The organism is Xanthomonas sp. GPE 39, assembly GCF_000963005.1.
In the GTDB taxonomy this organism is placed as follows: Bacteria; Pseudomonadota; Gammaproteobacteria; order Xanthomonadales; family Xanthomonadaceae; genus Xanthomonas_A.
In genome coordinates, this window is sequence record NZ_JZHZ01000007.1 from 1,177,051 (window position 1) to 1,195,504 (window position 18,454).

Genomic DNA, 18,454 nt, shown 5'->3' on the forward strand with positions numbered 1-18,454 from the left:
GGCAGCAACCGCGCAGTATTATGTCTGCCGCCGCTTCTGCCTGCTATGCGCGCGGTGTGTGCCGCCAGCCGAGCGCCCGCGCACTGGACTTGCCACGCCCCAGCCGCTAGCGTGCAGGGCGTTTTTCGTTTCGGGGATTACCATGAAGACCACTGCCGCGCCGCGTCAGCTCACCTTCCGTGCGGTCGTGCTGTCGATTGTGCTGGCCGTGGTGCTGTCTGCCGCCAATGCTTATCTCGGTCTGTTCGCCGGGCTGACCATCGCCACCGCAATTCCGGCGGCGGTGGTGTCGATGGGGGTGCTGCGCCTGCTCGGCGGCGGCACCATTCTGGAAAACAACATCGTGCAGACCGGCGCATCGGCCGGCTCGTCGATTGCGGCCGGGGTGATCTTCACCATCCCGGCGCTGGTCATCATGGGGTACTGGCCGGACTTCAAGTATTGGTGGGTGCTGGGCATCGCGGGCATGGGCGGCCTGCTCGGGGTGTTGTTCTCGGTGCCGCTGCGCCGGGCGATGATCGTCGAGGATCCGCTGCCGTTTCCCGAGGGCAAGGCTGCCGCAGAAGTCCTCAAGGCCGGTGAGAACCCCGGTCCCGGGCTGAAGATCCTGAGCGTGTCGGCTGCCATCGGCGGGCTGGTCAAACTCGGCGCGGCCAGTGGTTTGAAGGTCATTCCCGATACCTGGGCGCAGGCGACTTATCTGGCTGGCAGCAAGATGGTCGGCTACGTCGGCACCAGCCTGTCGCCGGCACTGCTGGGCGTGGGCTATATCGTCGGATTGAACGTCGGCATCGTGGTGCTGTTCGGCTCGATCCTGTCCTGGCATCTGGCCATTCCGCTGTACCAGCAGTATTTCATGAGCACCGACCCGGTGCTGGCGCACAGTCTGGCGGGCGCGTCGGCGGCCGAGGCGGCGTTCGGCATCTGGGCCGCCAAAGTGCGCTACCTCGGCGTGGGCGCCATGCTGATCGGCGGCGTGTGGACGCTGTTCTCGCTGCGTCGCTCGCTACTGTCCGGAATCAAGAGCGGCTTCGCCGCCGCGCGCAAGCGCAGCGACGGCGGCCTCGTCGCCGACACCGACCGCGACCTGCCGATGAAGTGGATGCTGTTGGCGCTGCTGCTGTGCACGCTGCCGCTGCTGGGCTTGTACCAGACCATCGTCGGCCAGTGGCATGTCAGCGTGCCGATGACCGTCATCATGATCGTCGCCGGCTTTTTGTTCGTCTCGGTCTCCGGGTACCTGGCGGGTTTGATCGGCTCGTCGAACAACCCGGTATCGGGCATCACCATCTCCACCATTTTGTTTGCTTCGGCGGTGCTGGTGCTGCTGCTCGGTCGCGATTCGCCCATCGGCGCGGTCGCCGCGATCATGATCGGGGCGGTGGTGTGCTGCGCCGCTGCGGTCGGTGGCGACAATCTGCAAGATCTGAAAGCCGGCTATTTGGTCGGGGCGACGCCGTGGAAACAGCAATTGATGCTGGCCATCGGCGCGTTCTCCTGCGCGTTGATCATGGCCCCGGTCTTGAACCTGCTGGCACAGGCCTATGGCATCGGTGCGGCGACACCGCAGCATCCCAATGCGCTGGCCGCGCCGCAAGCCACGCTGATGGCATCGGTGGCCAAGGGCTTGTTCGGCGGCGAACTGCCCTGGACCATGATCTGGATCGGCATGGGGGTTGGTGCGGCGATCATTGCCTTGGATGGGTGGCTCAAGCGGGCCGGTAAGCGCTTCCGTGCGCCGGTGCTGGCGGCGGCCATCGGCATCTACCTGCCGCTGGAGCTGATGGTGCCGATTTTTCTCGGTGGTTTGATCGCGCATTTGGTCGAGCGCTTCCACCACATCCACGCCGACGACGAAGCCGGGCGCGACCGCGTGCATCGTCCCGGCGTGCTGTTCTCCGCCGGCCTGATTACCGGCGAGGCGTTGATGGGGATCGCCATCGCCGTGCCGATCGTGCTCTCCGGCCGTGCCGACGTGCTTGCGCTACCGGGCGCATTCCATCTGAACCAGTGGTACGGCCTTGCCCTGCTCGCGCTCGTCGGTGGCTTGCTCTACCGTACTGGCCGCAAGGGGGAAGTGGCTGTTCCGCCGCAGGGGTGAGGCCTGTGCCATGGCGTTGTGCCGTCGCCGCTCATCTCTGCCGCGCGGCGGGTGTGCGGCTGGCGCAGCCGCGCCGACGTGCGCCATGCGGGTCGACGCTGCACGGCTGTTCGCCTCATTCACAGGTTCCCTCGGGCACGCCCCAGTTCAGCGCTTTGCCATGACGTCATGCTCTTTGCGCTACGGCCCCCGCCACGCCTACCATCAATTTTTTGCCCCGCTCCGGAGACACCCTCGATGATCTTGCGCTATGCCCTATTGCCCTTGGCCCTGCTGACCGCGTTGCCCGCGCTGGCGGCCCCGCGCGGTTTCGATGTCCACGACATGGTCGCGCTGGATCGGGTGTCCTCGCCGTTGTTGACCCCCGATGGCCGCAACGTGATCTTCGCCAAGCGGCAGATGGACAAGAGTACCGACAAGGCCAGCACCGCGTTATGGCTGCGCGATCTGCGCGGCGGCGACGCGGCCACGGCCAAGCGGCTGACCCCGGAGGGCTGGAACGTCAATACGCCGGAGCTGTCGGCCGACGGCAAGACCGTGTACTTCCTCAGCGCCAAGTCTGGTCGGCAACAGGTGTATGCGCTGCCGCTGGCCGGTGGCACGCCGCGTCAGCTCACCGATGTCCCGCTGGATGTGGACAGCTACCACGTCGCGCCGCAGGGCGACCGCGTCGCCTTCAGTGCCGCCGTGTTCCAGGACTGCCTGTCGGACCTGGGTTGCACCCAGAAACGTCTGGATGCCAAGAAACAAGCCAAGGCCAGCGGCGAGGTATTCGATCATCTGTTCGTGCGCCACTGGGACGCCTGGAACGATGGTCGCCGTAACAGCCTGTTCATCGCCCCGCTGCCGGGCGGGGCCAAGGCCAAGCCGGCGATTGCCGCCAAGGCGGTCAGTGTCACCCTGGACGGCGACATCCCGTCCAAGCCGTTCGGCGGTGGCGAGGACTACACCTGGGCCCCGGATGGGCAATCGCTGGTCGCCAGCGTGCGCGTCGCGGGCCGCCAGGAACCATGGTCGACCAACTTCGACCTGTACCGGCTGGACCCCGCCGGCAAGGCGGCGCCGGTCGATCTGACCGCATCCAATCCGGCCTGGGATGCCGGCCCGGTGTTCTCCGCCGACGGCAAGACCCTGTACTACCGCGCGATGAAGCGACCGGGTTTCGAAGCCGACCGATTCGAGCTGATGGCGATGGACGTGGCCAGCGGCAAGACCCGCGCGATCGCCCCACAGTGGGACCGCTCGGCCGCCGGCATCGTGCTCTCGGCCAATGGCGCCACCCTGTACACCACCGCCGACGACATGGGCCAGCATCCGCTGTTCGCGGTCGATCTCGCCAGCGGCCAGGTTCGTCGCCTCGTCGCGGACGGCACCATCGGCACTCCGGTGGTGGCCGGCGGCACCTTGGCCTTCACCCGTGACAGCCTCAAGAGCGGCGACCAGATCGTCGTCGCCGACACCGATGGCCAGCACGCCCGTGCCATCACCCCCAGCGCCAGCGAGCTGCTGCCTGGCGTGGCCTTCGGCGACTACGAGCAGTTCGCCTTCAAGGGCTGGAACAACGACACGGTGCACGGCTACGTGGTCAAGCCGTACAACTACCAGGAAGGCAAAACCTATCCGGTCGCGTTCCTCATCCACGGCGGCCCGCAAGGCACGTTCGGCAACGGCTGGAGTTACCGCTGGAACCCGCAGACGTATGCGGGGCAGGGCTACGCCGTGGTGATGATCGACTTCCACGGCTCCACCGGCTACGGCCAGGCCTTCACCGACGCGATCAGCCAGCACTGGGGCGACCGCCCGCTGGAAGACCTGCAAAAAGGCTGGGAGGCGGCGCTGAAAAAATATCGCTTCCTCAATGGCAGCAAAGCCTGCGCGCTCGGTGCCAGCTACGGCGGCTACATGGTGTACTGGATGGCCGGCAACTGGAACCAACCCTGGAAGTGCCTGGTCGATCACGATGGCGTGTTCGACAACCGCATGATGGGCTATGCCACCGAGGAATTGTGGTTCAGCGAATGGGAAAATGGCGGGACGCCGTGGCAGAACCCGGCTGGCTACGAAAAGTTCAACCCGATTGCGCACGTGGATAAATGGAAAGTGCCGATGCTGGTGATCCACGGCCAGCAGGATTTCCGTATTCCGATGGAGCAGGGCTTGGCGGCGTTCGGCGCATTGCAGCGCAAAGGCATCGAATCCAAGTTTCTGTATTTCCCCGACGAAAATCATTGGGTGCTCAAACCGCAGAACAGCATTTTGTGGCACGACACCGTCAATGGATGGTTGAAGCAACATCTCGGGGAATGAATGCAGTCGGGGACGCGGATTCCGTATTCCCGTAGAGCGCATCCGCAACATCTGCCATCGGGCCGGCACGCGCCCTGATGGCGGAGCGCCTCGAACAAACCGCACCGCAACCGCGCGACCTTTTGTGAATAGGCGCGCGGCATACCATGGCTTGGCAAGCCAAGCTCGACGCGGCGTCGCATTCGCCGCCGACATCGCATGGGTGGAATTGCCGGATTTACCATACTTGGTATTGACAGTATTACCGCACCTGGCTCAGCATGGGGTTTCAATCCGGCGAAACAGGGATGGCGGCAGGAATGAAGGGAGTCAAATGGGCAGGTGCCGGTGTTGTATTTCTGGCGATGGCGGTCGCTGGCCTGTACCTCGCCGGCTGGCGATTGCGCACGCTGTTGAGCGTGCATACGTCGCTGGTGTGGAATATCTGGATCGAGTATCTCAAGGTCATCCACCAGTCTGCGTATCTACCCTGTGCGGGGAAGGTCGAGCTGATTGGCGCGCTCGGCTTCGGCGCGCCGCTGCTGGCCTGGCTGAGCGTGCTGATTGCGCTGTTCAAGCCCAAGCCTGAATTGCTGCACGCCACTGTTGCGTAAGATCGCAGGTGCAGGGGAGAGGGTTGGTCAAAATTCAAAGGAGAGGTCACGCGCGATGAGCCAGGACACCGACGATCACGACGATCACAGCGACAATCCCTATCGCCCGCGCAAACTCAAGGTGCGCGATCCGCTGCACGATCTGCAACTTCTGCGCGATATGGCGATCATTAATGCGCGGGTGCGCGCCGAGCTGGGGCCACTGCCACCTGGCGGATTGCCGGTGGAACCCAAGCGCAAACCCGCGCCGTGGCCGTCCCAATCGACCGCCGCATCCGCGACCCATCCCCCCGAGGACGACCCGATGAAACTGCACCACCTTGCCGCCACCGCCCTCATGCCGCTGGCCCTGACCGCTGCGGGGTGCTCCAAAGGCATCGATGTCGGCAATGACGGCGCCACCGGGCACCTCAATCCGCACCCGGTCAAACGCTACGAAGTGATTGCCACCTCCCATGCGCCGGGGCCGTGGGATGCGATCAAGGCATACATCGGGTATGACGTCATCAATGAGAAATGTGTGCCGATGATGCCGTTCGTTGGTGTGCGGCAAGTGCCTGGTACCGGGCTCGATGTTCCCATGACACAGGTCGACGATCACACGTGGAAGGGGTATTTCTATCGAGATGCCTTGCTCGATGAGGATTACTTCAAGCTTGGTGTGTGCCACTGGGATGCGACCGGTGCTGGCATTTCGGCGATTGCCAAGGGAGTTAGGTTCAATTGGGGCGGTATGTTGCAAGAATTACTGCACGACAGTCCTGAGGCGAGCTACTTCAAGAAGAGCGCATACGGAGACAGATCTTTGGCTCCTTATGGGGCACCTGATTTTAGTCCTACTGACCATAATGTGCTTCAACATCCTGATGTGTATTTCCAAGTCACCATCGCTGTCAAGGAAGCCAAGCCATGAACCCTGCCGATCAAGCACATGCCGACGCTGCTATTAATTCCTATAGAAACCGTTCGCAGAGTGAAGTTGACAGTCCCAAGCGCATATATCTAGGTAATGCGAAATATACCGTCTTCGGCTACGCGAACGATCCTATAACCGGCTTTCATGCTACTGCCTACAGAAATAGAGATACACAAGAGATCATCATCGCCTACCGCGGCACCGATACGGCTTTATTTACCGGCGAGACCAAGGCGGAAAAAGCGCAGCATGCGCTCACCACCATCCAAGACATCGCAGTCGATGCCACGATGGTGCGTGATGCCATCAATCCACAAAAGGCCGCCGCCGATGCGTTCACAGCACAGATGCTCGCCAAGGCGGCTGAGCAGGGCATCCCAAAAGACCACGTGACCGTCGCCGGCCATTCCCTCGGCGGCGCGCTGGCGCAGATCGAGGCAGCGGAATTCGGCCTGCGCGGCGCCACCTTCAACGCTTACGGCGCGGTGAGCCTGCGCCACCACGTGCCGGAAGGTGGCACGCAGGTGACCAATTACGTGATGGCGGGCGATGTTGTGAGCGCGGCCAGTCGGCATTACGGCACGGTGGTGACCCTGGCGACGCCAGAGGATGTGCAAGCGCTCAAAGACGCGCACTACCTCGACGCCAGCCACGGCGCATCGCCGCCCAATCCGTTACAGGCGATGCGCATGGGCGATCACAGCGTCACGCACTTCAGTGGCCCGCAGAGCGTGCTGTTCCCGGAGAGGCTGGCGCAGCACCAGGCCAACTACGCGCAGAACAAGGCCGCCTTTGACCATTTGCGCCAGGACATCCATCAAGACCGCGAGCTACTGAGGATGGCCCTGAATCCTGTCGCGACTGCCGCCATGGCGGCGAAGGCGGAAGTACTGGCGGTGCAGAGGCGTGCCGAACATGCCTACGATGCCGGTCGTCAAACCGTGGAGCGCGGCATCCATGCGGTCGAACATGCTGGCGGCCAAGCTTACGAGACCGTCACTCATCCAGGGCAGTGGTTCGGGCAGAGCACGCCAGCAGCTTCCCTCCCTCCCACATCGACGAACGCGGACACGTCCTCCTCCTCTTCATCCTCATCCGCTGCCGCGTCCACATTGTCCCCGGCGATGGACAGGCGCACGGGACTGCAGGAAGACCACGCCGCCCAACAGCAGCACGAACGCATCCAACAGGCGCAGCAGCACGCCCCACACCTGGCACAAACCCACCGACAGACACCGCCGCCACCTGTTCACAGCAACCCTGCACAATGAAAGTACGATCTGCTCTGATGGCATCCCCCCTTCTCCAAGGCCGAGTTCACGCGCGATGAGCCAGGACACCGACGATCACGACGATCACAGCGACAATCCCTATCGCCCGCGCAAACTCAAGGTGCGCGATCCGCTGCACGATCTGCAACTTCTGCGCGATATGGCGATCATCAATGCGCGGGTGCGCGCCGAGCTGGGGCCACTGCCACCTGGCGGATTGCCGGTGGAACCCAAGCGCAAACCCGCGCCGTGGCCGTCCCAATCGACCGCCGCATCCGCGACCAATCCCCCCGAGGACGACCCGATGAAACTGCACCACCTGGCCGCCACCGCCCTCATGCCGTTGGCCCTGACCGCTGCCGGGTGCTCCAAAGGCATCGATGTCGGCAATGACGGCGCCACCGGGCACCTCAATCCGCACCCGGTCAAACGCTACGAAGTGATTGCCACCTCCCATGCGCCGGGGCCGTGGGATGCGTTTGAGGGGGCCTACATCCACTACGACGTGATCAATCCGAAATGCGTGCCGATGATCCCGTTTATTGGCGAGCAGCACATGCCCAATACCGGGCTCGATGTTCCCATGACCCGCGTGGACGATCACACGTGGAAGGGATATTTCTATCGCGACGCGTTGCTGGATGAGGACTACTTCAAGCTCGGCGTGTGCCACTGGGATGTCACCAGCGTTAGCGCCAGTGCCATAGCGAAAGGCGTTAGATTTGCCTGGAGTGGTGCGTTTGAACAACTCCTGCGAGAAAGTCAGGAGACCTACTACTTCAAGAAAAGCGTGTATGGGGATACTTCTTTCGCTCCCTATGGCGCTCCAACCCTCACTGGAGAAGATGATGAGGTAATTCAGCATCCAGATGCTCATTTCTCAGTCACCATCGCTGTCAAGGAAGCCAAGCAATGAATCCTGTCGATCAAGCACGCGCTGATGCTGCCAATGACTCATATTTAAACCGTTCACAAAGTGATGTTGAGAAGCAGGTAAAAGTTCTTCTCAATGGGCACTGGCACCAAGTATTTGGTTACGCAAACGATCCTATAACCGGTTTTCATGCCACGGCATATCAGACTGTGGAGAAGCCACATCACATCATCATCGCCTATCGCGGCACCGACCCAGGTCTATTTACCGGTGAGACCAAGGCGGAAAAAGCAAGCCATGCGCTCACCACACTCCAGGACATCGCCGTTGATGCCACGATGGTGCGTGATGCCGTCAACCCACAAAAGGCCGCCGCAGATGCGTTCACCGCCCAGATGCTCGCGAAGGCAGCCAAGCAGGGCATCCCCAAAGACCAGGTGACCGTCGCCGGCCACTCCCTCGGCGGCGCGCTGGCGCAGATCGAGGCGGCGGAATTCGGCCTGCGCGGCGCCACCTTCAACGCTTACGGTGCGGTGAGCCTGCGCCACCACGTGCCGGAAGGTGGCACGCAGGTGACCAATTACGTCCTGGCAGGGGATCCGGTGAGTGCGGCCAGTCGGCACTACGGCACGGTGGTGACCCTGGCGACGCCAGAGGATGTGCAAGCGCTCAAAGACGCGCACTACCTCGACGCCAGCCACAGCGCATCGCCACCCAATCCGTTACAGGCGATGCGCATGGGCGATCACAGCGGCATGCACTTCACTGGCCCGCAGAGCGTGCTGTTCCCGGAGAGGCTGGCGCAGCACCAGGCCAACTACGCGCAGAACAAGGCCGCCTTTGACCATTTGCGCCATGACATCCATCAGGACCGCGAGCTACTGAGGATGGCTCTGAATCCTGTCGCGACTGCCGCCATGGCGGCGAAGGCGGAAGCGCTGGCGGTGCAGGTGCGTGCCGAACATGCCTACGATGCCGGTCGTCAAACCGTGGAGCGCGGCATCCATGCGGTCGAACATGCTGGCGGCCAAGCTTACGAGACCGTCACCCATCCAGGGCAGTGGTTCGGGCAGAGCACGCCAGCCGCACCCACGCCACAGGCGCAGCAACACCAGGCGCCGCATTTGGTGCAGCCCCCCACGCAGAGACATGCACCGCCGCCACAGCACAGCACTGCGGCCCCGGAACAACCGGCCAGCGTGGATACACAGGAACAGGCACGGATCGCGCAACTCCAGCAGCAGGAACAGCAAGCGCAGGCAGCGCGCGAGCAGCAACACCACCTCGCGCAGCAACATGCCCAGTTGCACCGCCAAGCTATGGATGCGCAGCAACGCGAACACGAACAGCGGCAAACCCAGGACCCCCGACCGCACGGACACGAACAACGTCAGGCGGCCGCGCCCGTGCAGTACACCCCGCCGACACGCCCGCCGCGTTCGGACGCACACCTCCAAGACTTCCGGCAACCTGACCACCCAATGCACTCGCGCTATACGCAGTTCAAGAATGCGCTGGAACAATCCCATACATTGCCGATAAATGGCGATAAATTGCCCTACGGCCCCGCACAGCAGGAACGGCTGGCCGCTGGGTTCACCGACGCCCTCGGCATTGATCCGCATTACGAACACAGCATCAGAGGCTTCAAGCAGCATCAGGGCCAACTGCTGGCCTATGACCAGCCGTACTCATTCAACGTAAAGAGCAACGTGTTACGGATCGATCCCGAACAGGCATTGGTGAAGTCGCCCGAGCAGCATGCCGCGAGCTGGAAGGCGCGGGAAGCATCCCACCCAGAGCCGCCAAGCCGCGTCATTGCCCCGATCACGGTCACCGCCGAGGACATGCGCCATCCCGCGCATCCGCGCCATGCGATGTTCGAACAGGCCCGCAGTGCCATCGCCAATGCCAATGAAAGGTGGGGCCGACCGGCACCGGATCCGGAACAGTTGGACCGTCATGCGGCGCACGTTGTGGTGGAGGCGCGCAAGTTCGGTCATACCGAAGTGGAGCGTGTCCACCTGGGGATGCCGCAGGGGTATGCGACCCAGACACCGAATTACGCGGTGCAAGCGGAGGGGAAGATAGTGGCGCGTATCTTTGCGCCGGACCTGGCGCAAGCGCCGAACGTGGCCCAGGCCAGCCAGCAATTGCAGACGGTGGAGCAGCAGAACCTCGCCGAGCAGGCGATGCAGGCCCAGCGCGCGGCGCAGATGCAAGGGCAGGGCATGGTCATGAAGCTGTAGGCGGCAACCGTAGGCCATCCAGGCACGCCGAATGGACAGCCATGCGCTGAACCGCACCGCGCCCGACGACTTCACCCACCCAAGGCGTTGCAGCATCCATCACGCTCGATTTCGCCCGATTTCCCAAGGAAGAGTCCCCCGATGAATTCGCGTACCAAAGGCATTACCGCCGTCATCGCGTTGCTACCCGTTGCCATCGCTGGGCTGTATCTGTCTGACTTTTTGGTGCTGACTCTGCTCGGAGAACACGCACAGGTCCAACTACTGACCTATTGGTGCTATTGGCAGGTGGTGGATCAGCCAGCGTGGCATCCGTATGCGCCGAAAATCAAGCTGTCGGGTATCTGCGGCTTCGGCTTGCCTGCCATGCTCGATCTCATTAAACCGCGCCCGAGCGTGCAGCAGACGATGCATGATGTGCAGCAATTCGATCACGTCGAGGCCATCGATCACGCCGTATACCTGACGCAACAGCAACAGTTGCAGGCCCAGCAGGCGTAGATGCCAGGAGGGCGTTGAGCGCCGTTCTCAACGGTCGATGCCGGCTCGCGTTCCTCGTCGTCATCCCGCACGCCGATGCGCGCGTGCCTGTCGGCAGATCGGGCTATGAGCGCCTGACTCGCGCAAGTCAGCCTGCCTTCGCCACGCGGAGGCGTTTCAGTCACCGCTGAGCAGGACATCAAGTGGGACATTGCACATGCGTAGCATAGGCGTTTTGCGCTGTCGGGAGTCAGGCTTTCTGCTCCCCATCTGGCCGTAAATCACCAGGCAGGGCTGGCGCAGGCGGTGATGCGGATTACCAATTTGATCGCAACTGGTTTACCATTTTGCGCATCATCAGATGCCAAACATGGGTGGCCCGCGGCGACGCCGGCCGAGCGTGCGACATGAGCACTACCACCGCTTCCGTTTGAATTTCCGCACAAGGCTATCCGAGCAGGCGCCCTTGTGGCGCCTTCTTTTATGTCCCACGTCCTGCCATGGCGGATCGCCAAGCCGACGTGCAAGCCGCTCGCCTGTTTCCATTTTCCTTATTGCCGACGCCCATGATTACGATCACGCTTCCCGACGGCAGCCGCCGTGATTTCGAACATCCTGTTAGCCCCATGGACGTGGCTCAGTCCATTGGTCCGGGCCTGGCCAAGGCGACCATCGCCGGCCAGGTCGACGGCCGCCTGGTCGATGCCTGCGACCTCATCGATCACGATGCCAGCCTGCGTCTCATCACCGCCAAGGACGAGGAGGGCGTGGACATCATTCGCCACTCCTGCGCGCATCTGGTCGGCCACGCGGTCAAGCAGTTGTACCCCGAGGCCAAGATGGTGATCGGGCCGGTCATCGCCGAGGGGTTCTACTACGACATCTACAGCGCGCGTCCGTTCACCCCCGAGGACATGGCGGCGATCGAGCGGCGCATGCAGGAACTGATCGCGCAGGATTACGACGTGATCAAAAAGGTCACCCCGCGTGCGGAGGTGATCGAGGTGTTCCAGCAGCGCGGCGAGGATTACAAGCTACGCTTGATCGCGGACATGCCCGAAGACGTCACCGCCATGGGCCTGTACTACCACCAGGAATACGTGGACATGTGCCGCGGGCCGCACGTGCCGAACACGCGTTTCCTCAAGGCGTTCAAGCTGACCCGCATCTCCGGCGCCTACTGGCGTGGCGATGCCAAGAACGAGCAGTTGCAGCGCATTTACGGCACCGCCTGGGCCGACAAGAAGCAACTCGATGCCTACATCCTGCGCATGGAAGAGGCGGACAAGCGCGACCATCGCAAGATCGCCAAGGCGCTGGACCTGTTCCATTTGCAGGAAGAAGGGCCGGGGTTGGTGTTCTGGCATCCCAAGGGGTGGTCGATCTGGCAGGTGGTCGAGCAGTACATGCGCAAGGTGTACCGCGACAACGGCTACGGCGAGGTGCGTTGCCCGCAGATTCTGGACGTGTCGCTGTGGCAGCAGTCCGGTCACTGGGACAACTACCAGGACAACATGTTCTTCACCGAGTCGGAGAAGCGCACTTACGCGGTCAAGCCGATGAACTGCCCGGGCCATGTGCAGGTGTTCAATCAGGGCCTGCACAGCTATCGCGACTTGCCGATCCGCTACGGCGAGTTCGGTGCCTGCCACCGCAACGAGCCGTCCGGTGCGTTGCACGGCATCCTGCGGGTGCGCGGGTTCACCCAGGACGATGGTCATATCTTCTGTACCGAGCAGCAGATCGAGGCCGAGGTCACCGCCTTCCATCGTCAGGCGCTGAAGGTGTACACGGATTTCGGTTTCGACGACATCCAGATCAAGATCGCCCTGCGCCCGGACAAGCGCCTGGGTGAGGATGCGACCTGGGACAAGGCCGAAGCCGCGTTGCGCGCCGCGCTTGGTGCCTGTGGGGTGGAATGGCAGGAACTACCGGGCGAGGGTGCGTTCTACGGCCCGAAGATCGAGTATCACCTGAAGGATGCGATCGGTCGCACCTGGCAGCTCGGCACCATGCAGGTCGATTTCATGATGCCTGGCCGCCTCGGTGCCGAGTACGTGGACGAACACAGCCAGAAGCGACATCCGGTGATGCTGCATCGGGCCATCGTCGGCTCGATGGAGCGCTTCATCGGCATCCTGATCGAGCACCACGCCGGCGTCTTCCCGGCCTGGCTGGCCCCGGTGCAGGCGATGGTCATGAATATCACCGATGCGCAGGCTGACTATGTAGACAACGTGCGGAAACTCCTTGCAAATCAAGGCTTCCGCATCGAGGCCGATTTGCGGAACGAAAAAATCGGCTATAAGATTCGCGAACATACGCTGCAGCGGGTGCCGTATCTGCTTGTCGTGGGCGACCGCGAAAAGGAAAACGGCGCCATTGCAGTACGCACGCGCTCGGGGGAAGACTTGGGGACCATGTCGGTTGCCGCTTTCGCCGAACGTCTGCGTGCCGAGCAGTCGGCGTAAGATCATCCTGCCGCGGGCGAAATTTCCGCTCGCGGCATTCCGATTCCCCTGGGAGATTGCAACATCAGTACCCCTGACAACAAACAGAACCGCAAGAACCAAGAGATCCGCGTTCCCCGTGTCCGCGTGATCGGTGCCGATGGCGAGATGGTGGGCGTGTTGAGCCGCGACGAAGCGCTGGCGATGGCCGAAGAAGACGGCCTGGACCTGGTCGAGATCCAGCCGCAGGCCGATCCGCCAGTGTGCAAGATCATGGACTTCGGCAAGTTCAAGTTCGAACAGCAGAAAAAGGCCAACGAGGCCAAGAAAAAGACCAAGCAGGTCGAGATCAAGGAAATCAAGTTCCGTCCGGTCACCGACGAAGGCGATTACCAGATCAAGCTGCGCAACATGCGCCGCTTCCTCGAAGAGGGCGACAAGGTCAAGGTCAATATCCGCTTCCGTGGTCGTGAAATGAGCCACCAGGAGCTCGGTCGCGAGATGGCGGCCCGGATCGAGGCCGACCTGGGCGAAGAGATCGTCATCGAATCGCGTCCGCGTCTGGAAGGGCGGCAGATGGTGATGATGATCGCGCCGAAGAAGCGCTGATCCCAGGCACTTGCGGTCGCGTCGCGTCAATCGCGGCGAGGCCGCGGTCGGGATGGTGGAAAGCCCCTAGGACGCCTAGACGGCTGCACATGCCGGTGCCGCGAGGGTCGGTTGTGCTCCACGCTTGCAACGAACTGCATGATTTGCAAGGCATTCCAAGCCCTGGCATAATAGGCGGCCCAGTTCGCTGGGTTTGCCGTTCGCGCGGTAATCAGGACCTGCTCTGATCCTTTGCGGATCAAGGGCTTACAAGCCGGTAAGGGCAAGGATGGAAAGCGTGGCGCCGCCACCGCCCTGACCAGTGACAAAACATCCTCAAGGACATTGCAATGCCCAAGATCAAGACCAACCGGGCGGCGGCCAAGCGTTTCCGCAAGACTGCCTCCGGCAAGTACAAGGCTGGCCACGCCAACCGTAGCCACATCCTCACCAAGAAAGCGACCAAGCGCAAGCGCAACCTGCGGCAGACGAACCACGTTCGTGCCGAGGACGCAGGCCGTCTTGACCGTATGCTTCCCTACCTCTGAGGACTGAACCATGGCTCGAGTTAAGCGTGGCGTCCAGGCGCGTCGTCGTCACAAGAAAGTTCTGAACCTCGCCAAGGGCTACTACAACGCCCGTCGCAAGGTCTTCCGCGTTGCCAAGCAGGCGGTGATCAAGGCGCAGCAGTACGCCTACATCGGCCGTAAGCAGAAGAAGCGCAATTTCCGTTCGTTGTGGATCACCCGCATCAATGCGGCGGCTCGCATCAACGGCATGAGCTACAGCCGTTTCATGAACGGCCTGCTCAAGGCGGGCATCACCCTCGACCGCAAGGTGCTGGCGGATATCGCCGTGCACGACGCCCAGGGCTTTGCCGCCCTGGCGGAGAAGGCGAAGGGCGCGCTGGCGGCATAAATGCGAGCCCCTGGTAGGAACCCGCATCGTGAGTGCGGGTTTTGACGGGGTGCAATCGCAAGCATGCGGGGGAAGGGCGCGAGTCCTTCCCCTTTTGCGTTTTGGGTGTCCCGCAGGTGGGGCGTCTGCCAGGGTGCGGGATGGTCCCGCGTTGGCGGCAACAGGGGCAACGGGTTCGATCGGAGCAGGTGAGGCGCGAGTGCAATGAGTGAAATCGATTCCCTGTGCGGACAGGCGCTGGCGGACATCGCCGCAGCGCAAAGTCCGGAAGCGCTGGAGCAGTTGCGGGTCGCCCTGTTGGGCAAGAGCGGCAGCATCACCGCTCAACTCAAGCAGCTCGGTGGCTTGGCGCCGGAGCAGCGCAAGCAGGCCGGCGAGGCGATCAACCGCGTGCGCGATACCGTGTCTGCGGCGCTGGCCGAGCGTCGTGCGCTGCTGGACACCGCCGCACTGGACGCGCGCCTGGCGGTCGAACGCATCGATGTGACCTTGCCGGGGCGGCGCGGCGAACGCGGCGGGCTGCATCCGGTCACGCGCACGCTGGAGCGCATCACCGAGATCTTCGCGCGCTTGGGCTACGAACTGGCCGATGGTCCGGAGATTGAGGACGACTGGCATAACTTCGAAGCGTTGAATTTCCCGCCGCACCATCCGGCGCGGGCGATGCACGATACGTTTTACTTCGGCGATGGTCGCCTGTTGCGGACTCACACTTCCGGTGTGCAGGTACGCTACATGGGCAAGCATGCACCGCCGTTGCGCATGATCGCAGCCGGAAAGGTCTACCGCAGCGACAGCGATCAGACCCACTCGCCGATGTTCCACCAGGTCGAGGGCTTGCTGGTGGACGAGCATTCAACTTTTGCCGATCTCAAGGGCACCTTGTCCGAGTTCGTGCGCGCGTTCTTCGAGCGCGATTTCCAGATGCGCTTGCGTCCCAGCTATTTCCCGTTCGTCGAACCCGGCGCCGAGGTCGATATCGCCTGGCAACAGCCAGATGGCAGTACCCGCTGGCTGGAGGTGCTGGGCTGCGGCATGGTGCATCCGAACGTGTTGCGCAGTGTCGGCATCGATCCGGAGCGTTACACCGGCTTTGCCTTCGGCATGGGCGTGGAGCGGTTTGCGATGCTGCGTTACGGCGTCAATGACCTGCGCGCGTTCTTCGAGAACGATGTGCGCTTCTTGCGCCAGTTCGCCTGAATTTCCGCCCGGACTCGGGGCGCTGGACACGCCGGAGCATCGGCTCCGGTGGTTCGCGCGAGGTGCCATCCGAGTCCTGAGTCCAGAATCCCGAGTCCCGGAAACAGCATGAAATTCTCTGAAAACTGGCTGCGCAGCCACGTTCCCACCCAGGCCACGCGCGAGCAGCTCGCGGCCACCCTGACCGCTATCGGCCTGGAAGTCGAGGAGGTCGTGCCGCTCGGCGAGTCGTTGCAGCAGGTGGTGGTGGCGCGAATCGTCGCGACATCGCCGCATCCTGAGGCGGACCGGCTGCAGGTGTGTCAGGTCGATGCCGGGCAGGGCGATGCGCTGCAGATCGTCTGTGGTGCACCCAACGCCCGGCCTGGGCTGGTCGCGCCGCTGGCGCTGGTCGGTGCGCAGGTCGGCGGCATCGCGATCAAGCCCGCCACACTGCGTGGCATCGCCTCCAACGGCATGTTGTGCTCGGCCAAGGAACTTGGGCTGGACAGCGATGCGTCCGGTTTGTTCGAACTGCCCGACGATGCACCGGTCGGGCAGTTGCTGGTCGATTATCTGGGCCTGCCCGACGCCAGTATCGAGATCAAGCTCACTCCCAACCGCGCGGACTGCTTCGGCGTGCGCGGTATCGCCTACGACGTGGCTGCGGCCTGCGGCAGCGAGGTGTTGCCGCTTGCGCTCGCGCCGGTGGCGCAAGCCAGTGCACGCACACTGCAGGTGCGTCTGGATGCCGGCGCTGCGGCACCACGCTATTGCGGTCGCGTGGTCGAGGATCTCGATCCGAGCGCGAAGACGCCGCTGTGGATGGCCGAGCGTCTGCGCCGCAGTGGTGTGCGCCCGGTGGCGTTGCTGGTGGATATCACCCAGTACGTGATGCTGGAACTGGGCCAGCCGATGCATGCCTTCGATCTGGAGACCTTGCATGGCCCGATCGGCGTGCGCCACGCGCGTGCTGGCGAGACGCTGACTCTGCTCGACGGTCGCGAGGCCGTGCTCGACCCTGGCTTCCTGGTCGTGACCGACGCCGATTGCGTGGTCGCGCTGGCGGGATTGATGGGCGGCCACGCCACCCGTGTCACCGAGGCCACCCGCCATGTCTTCCTGGAAGCCGCGCATTTCGCCCCAGCGGCGATCATGGGCCGTGGTCGCAAGCTGGGCTTGCATACCGATGCCGGCCATCGCTTCGAACGCGGCGTGGATCCAGCATTGCCGAAGCAGGCGTTGGAAATGGCGACGCGGCTGGTGCTGGAACTGGCGGGCGGACGTGCGGGTCCAGTGGTGGAGGTCGAGCGCAACGAATTTCTGCCGACACCGGCACCGATCACGCTGCGCCGTGCGCGTATTGCCCGCGTGCTAGGCATCGAGATCGCCGATGCCGAAGTGCAGCGCATTCTGCAAGCGCTAGGCATGGAGGTGATGGCCTCGGCCCATGGCTGGCAGGTCACTGCGCCGAGCCGCCGCTTCGACATCGCGCTGGAAGAGGATCTGATCGAGGAATTGGCCCGCATCCACGGCTACGATCGTCTGCCGACCACCTTGCCCAGCGGCGCGGCGCGCATCGCTATGGGTAGCGAGACCTGCGTGGACGAGCGCAGCGTACGCGCACAGTTGGTCGCCCGCGATTTGCTGGAAACCATCAACTACGCCTTCGTCGATGCGACCCTGCTGGACCAATGGGGTCTATGCGACGGGCGTGTGCCGCTGGCCAATCCGCTCAGTGCCGAGTTGGCGGTCATGCGCCCGTCGCTGTTGCCGGGCGTGGTCGCCGCGCTGGGCCGGAATGTGGCGCGTCAGGCTGGGCGGGTGCGGCTGTTCGAGATCGGTAAGGTCTTCGCCGCCGCGACCAGTGTCGATGCGGCGCCGAGCGAAACGCAGCGCGTGGCCGCGGCGGTGTGCGGCGATGCCGATGCGCTGCAATGGGGCTTGCCGGCGCGCAAGGTCGATTTCCACGACCTCAAGGGCGATCTGGAGGCCTTGGCCGCTGCGTCCGGCGCACGCCTGGAGTACCGCGCGTCGGCATTGCCGTTTGCGCATCCCACGCGTTCTGCCGACGTTTACCGGGACGGGGCGCGGATCGGTTGGATCGGTCAGTTGCATCCGCGCTTGCTGCAGGCGATGCAGATCGATGTGGAGGTGATTGGCTTCGAACTGGATCTGGCGCCGCTGGTGGCGCGGGCCTTGCCGCGCGCTGCCGAATTGTCGCGGTTCCCCTCGGTGCGTCGCGATCTGGCCGTCGTGGTGCCGGAGGCAGTGCACTGGATGCAGGTGGCACAGAGCGTGCGTACTGCGGTCGGTCCACTGCTGCGGGAGGTGGTGCTATTCGACCGCTATGTCGGTCCAGGGGTCGAGGCGGGTTGCAAGAGTCTTGCTATGGGCTTGATTTTGCAGGACAACTCGCGCACTCTGACAGATCGCGATGTGGAAGCGGTGGTCGCCGATGCGGTCGCGGCGCTGGCCCGCGAACACGATGCGCGGCTGCGTAGCTGAGACGGAAAGGGGATAGCAGG

14 protein-coding genes are annotated in these 18,454 nt (G+C 63.2%); all 14 read left to right on the forward strand.

Features of this window, described 5'->3' with window-relative positions; translation table 11 throughout:
- The first annotated feature begins 142 nt into the window (after positions 1 to 142).
- The gene (locus XALGPE39_RS04900) at positions 143 to 2,101 is read left to right on the forward strand and encodes an oligopeptide transporter, OPT family (RefSeq protein ID WP_045727221.1); all 1,959 of its coding nucleotides are present in this window, start codon (positions 143 to 145) and stop codon (positions 2,099 to 2,101) included.
- A 237-nt stretch (positions 2,102 to 2,338) separates the two neighbouring features.
- Positions 2,339 to 4,408: a S9 family peptidase gene (locus tag XALGPE39_RS04905; RefSeq protein WP_045727222.1), complete on the forward strand. Its 2,070-nt coding sequence runs from the start codon at positions 2,339 to 2,341 to the stop codon at positions 4,406 to 4,408.
- Positions 4,409 to 4,707: 299 nt separating this feature from the next.
- Entirely contained in the window at positions 4,708 to 5,001 is a 294-nt protein-coding gene (locus tag XALGPE39_RS04910) for a hypothetical protein (RefSeq protein ID WP_045727223.1), read from the forward strand.
- Between the two features lie 55 nt (positions 5,002 to 5,056).
- Entirely contained in the window at positions 5,057 to 5,914 is an 858-nt protein-coding gene (locus XALGPE39_RS16180) for a hypothetical protein (RefSeq protein ID WP_200893901.1), read from the forward strand.
- On the forward strand, positions 5,911 to 7,188 hold the full coding sequence (locus XALGPE39_RS15505) for a hypothetical protein (RefSeq protein WP_152624817.1): 1,278 nt from the start codon (positions 5,911 to 5,913) through the stop codon (positions 7,186 to 7,188). Before XALGPE39_RS16180 ends, XALGPE39_RS15505 begins: the two co-directional genes overlap by 4 nt.
- A 55-nt stretch (positions 7,189 to 7,243) precedes the next feature.
- Positions 7,244 to 8,104 (forward strand): hypothetical protein, encoded by an 861-nt coding sequence (locus tag XALGPE39_RS16185; RefSeq protein ID WP_200893861.1) that lies wholly within the window; start codon positions 7,244 to 7,246, stop codon positions 8,102 to 8,104.
- Between the two features lie 167 nt (positions 8,105 to 8,271).
- On the forward strand, positions 8,272 to 10,311 hold the full coding sequence (locus tag XALGPE39_RS15510) for an XVIPCD domain-containing protein (RefSeq protein ID WP_235429750.1): 2,040 nt from the start codon (positions 8,272 to 8,274) through the stop codon (positions 10,309 to 10,311).
- A 141-nt stretch (positions 10,312 to 10,452) separates the two neighbouring features.
- Positions 10,453 to 10,812, forward strand: a complete 360-nt coding sequence (locus XALGPE39_RS04935) for a hypothetical protein (RefSeq protein ID WP_045727224.1) — start codon at positions 10,453 to 10,455, stop codon at positions 10,810 to 10,812.
- 545 nt (positions 10,813 to 11,357) lie between these two features.
- A complete protein-coding gene (gene thrS, locus XALGPE39_RS04940) occupies positions 11,358 to 13,262 on the forward strand; it encodes a threonine--tRNA ligase (protein ID WP_045728980.1) in 1,905 nt (634 codons plus the stop codon).
- Between the two features lie 63 nt (positions 13,263 to 13,325).
- Positions 13,326 to 13,850 carry a translation initiation factor IF-3 gene (gene infC, locus XALGPE39_RS04945; protein ID WP_304413342.1) on the forward strand — a complete coding sequence of 175 codons (525 nt, stop codon included), beginning with the start codon at positions 13,326 to 13,328 and terminating at the stop codon, positions 13,848 to 13,850.
- A 329-nt stretch (positions 13,851 to 14,179) separates the two neighbouring features.
- Positions 14,180 to 14,377: a 50S ribosomal protein L35 gene (rpmI, locus tag XALGPE39_RS04950; protein WP_010342861.1), complete on the forward strand. Its 198-nt coding sequence runs from the start codon at positions 14,180 to 14,182 to the stop codon at positions 14,375 to 14,377.
- Between the two features lie 10 nt (positions 14,378 to 14,387).
- A complete protein-coding gene (gene rplT / locus XALGPE39_RS04955) occupies positions 14,388 to 14,747 on the forward strand; it encodes a 50S ribosomal protein L20 (protein ID WP_010342859.1) in 360 nt (119 codons plus the stop codon).
- Between the two features lie 204 nt (positions 14,748 to 14,951).
- The gene (pheS, locus tag XALGPE39_RS04960) at positions 14,952 to 15,947 is read left to right on the forward strand and encodes a phenylalanine--tRNA ligase subunit alpha (protein ID WP_045727225.1); all 996 of its coding nucleotides are present in this window, start codon (positions 14,952 to 14,954) and stop codon (positions 15,945 to 15,947) included.
- Between the two features lie 108 nt (positions 15,948 to 16,055).
- The gene (pheT, locus tag XALGPE39_RS04965; protein WP_045727226.1) at positions 16,056 to 18,434 is read left to right on the forward strand and encodes a phenylalanine--tRNA ligase subunit beta; all 2,379 of its coding nucleotides are present in this window, start codon (positions 16,056 to 16,058) and stop codon (positions 18,432 to 18,434) included.
- The last annotated feature ends 20 nt before the right edge of the window (positions 18,435 to 18,454 follow it).

Bases quoted from the DNA above. Each gene is read 5' to 3' on its own strand.
- pheT (WP_045727226.1), top strand. From the start codon at position 16,056: ATGAAATTCTCTGAAAACTGGCTGCGCAGCCACGTTCCCACCCAGGCC.
- XALGPE39_RS16185 (WP_200893861.1), top strand. From the start codon at position 7,244: ATGAGCCAGGACACCGACGATCACGACGATCACAGCGACAATCCCTAT.
- XALGPE39_RS15505 (WP_152624817.1), top strand. From the start codon at position 5,911: ATGAACCCTGCCGATCAAGCACATGCCGACGCTGCTATTAATTCCTAT.
- XALGPE39_RS04910 (WP_045727223.1), top strand. From the start codon at position 4,708: ATGAAGGGAGTCAAATGGGCAGGTGCCGGTGTTGTATTTCTGGCGATG.
- XALGPE39_RS04905 (WP_045727222.1), top strand. From the start codon at position 2,339: ATGATCTTGCGCTATGCCCTATTGCCCTTGGCCCTGCTGACCGCGTTG.
- rplT (WP_010342859.1), top strand. From the start codon at position 14,388: ATGGCTCGAGTTAAGCGTGGCGTCCAGGCGCGTCGTCGTCACAAGAAA.
- XALGPE39_RS04900 (WP_045727221.1), top strand. From the start codon at position 143: ATGAAGACCACTGCCGCGCCGCGTCAGCTCACCTTCCGTGCGGTCGTG.
- XALGPE39_RS16180 (WP_200893901.1), top strand. From the start codon at position 5,057: ATGAGCCAGGACACCGACGATCACGACGATCACAGCGACAATCCCTAT.
- rpmI (WP_010342861.1), top strand. From the start codon at position 14,180: ATGCCCAAGATCAAGACCAACCGGGCGGCGGCCAAGCGTTTCCGCAAG.
- XALGPE39_RS04935 (WP_045727224.1), top strand. From the start codon at position 10,453: ATGAATTCGCGTACCAAAGGCATTACCGCCGTCATCGCGTTGCTACCC.
- thrS (WP_045728980.1), top strand. From the start codon at position 11,358: ATGATTACGATCACGCTTCCCGACGGCAGCCGCCGTGATTTCGAACAT.
- pheS (WP_045727225.1), top strand. From the start codon at position 14,952: ATGAGTGAAATCGATTCCCTGTGCGGACAGGCGCTGGCGGACATCGCC.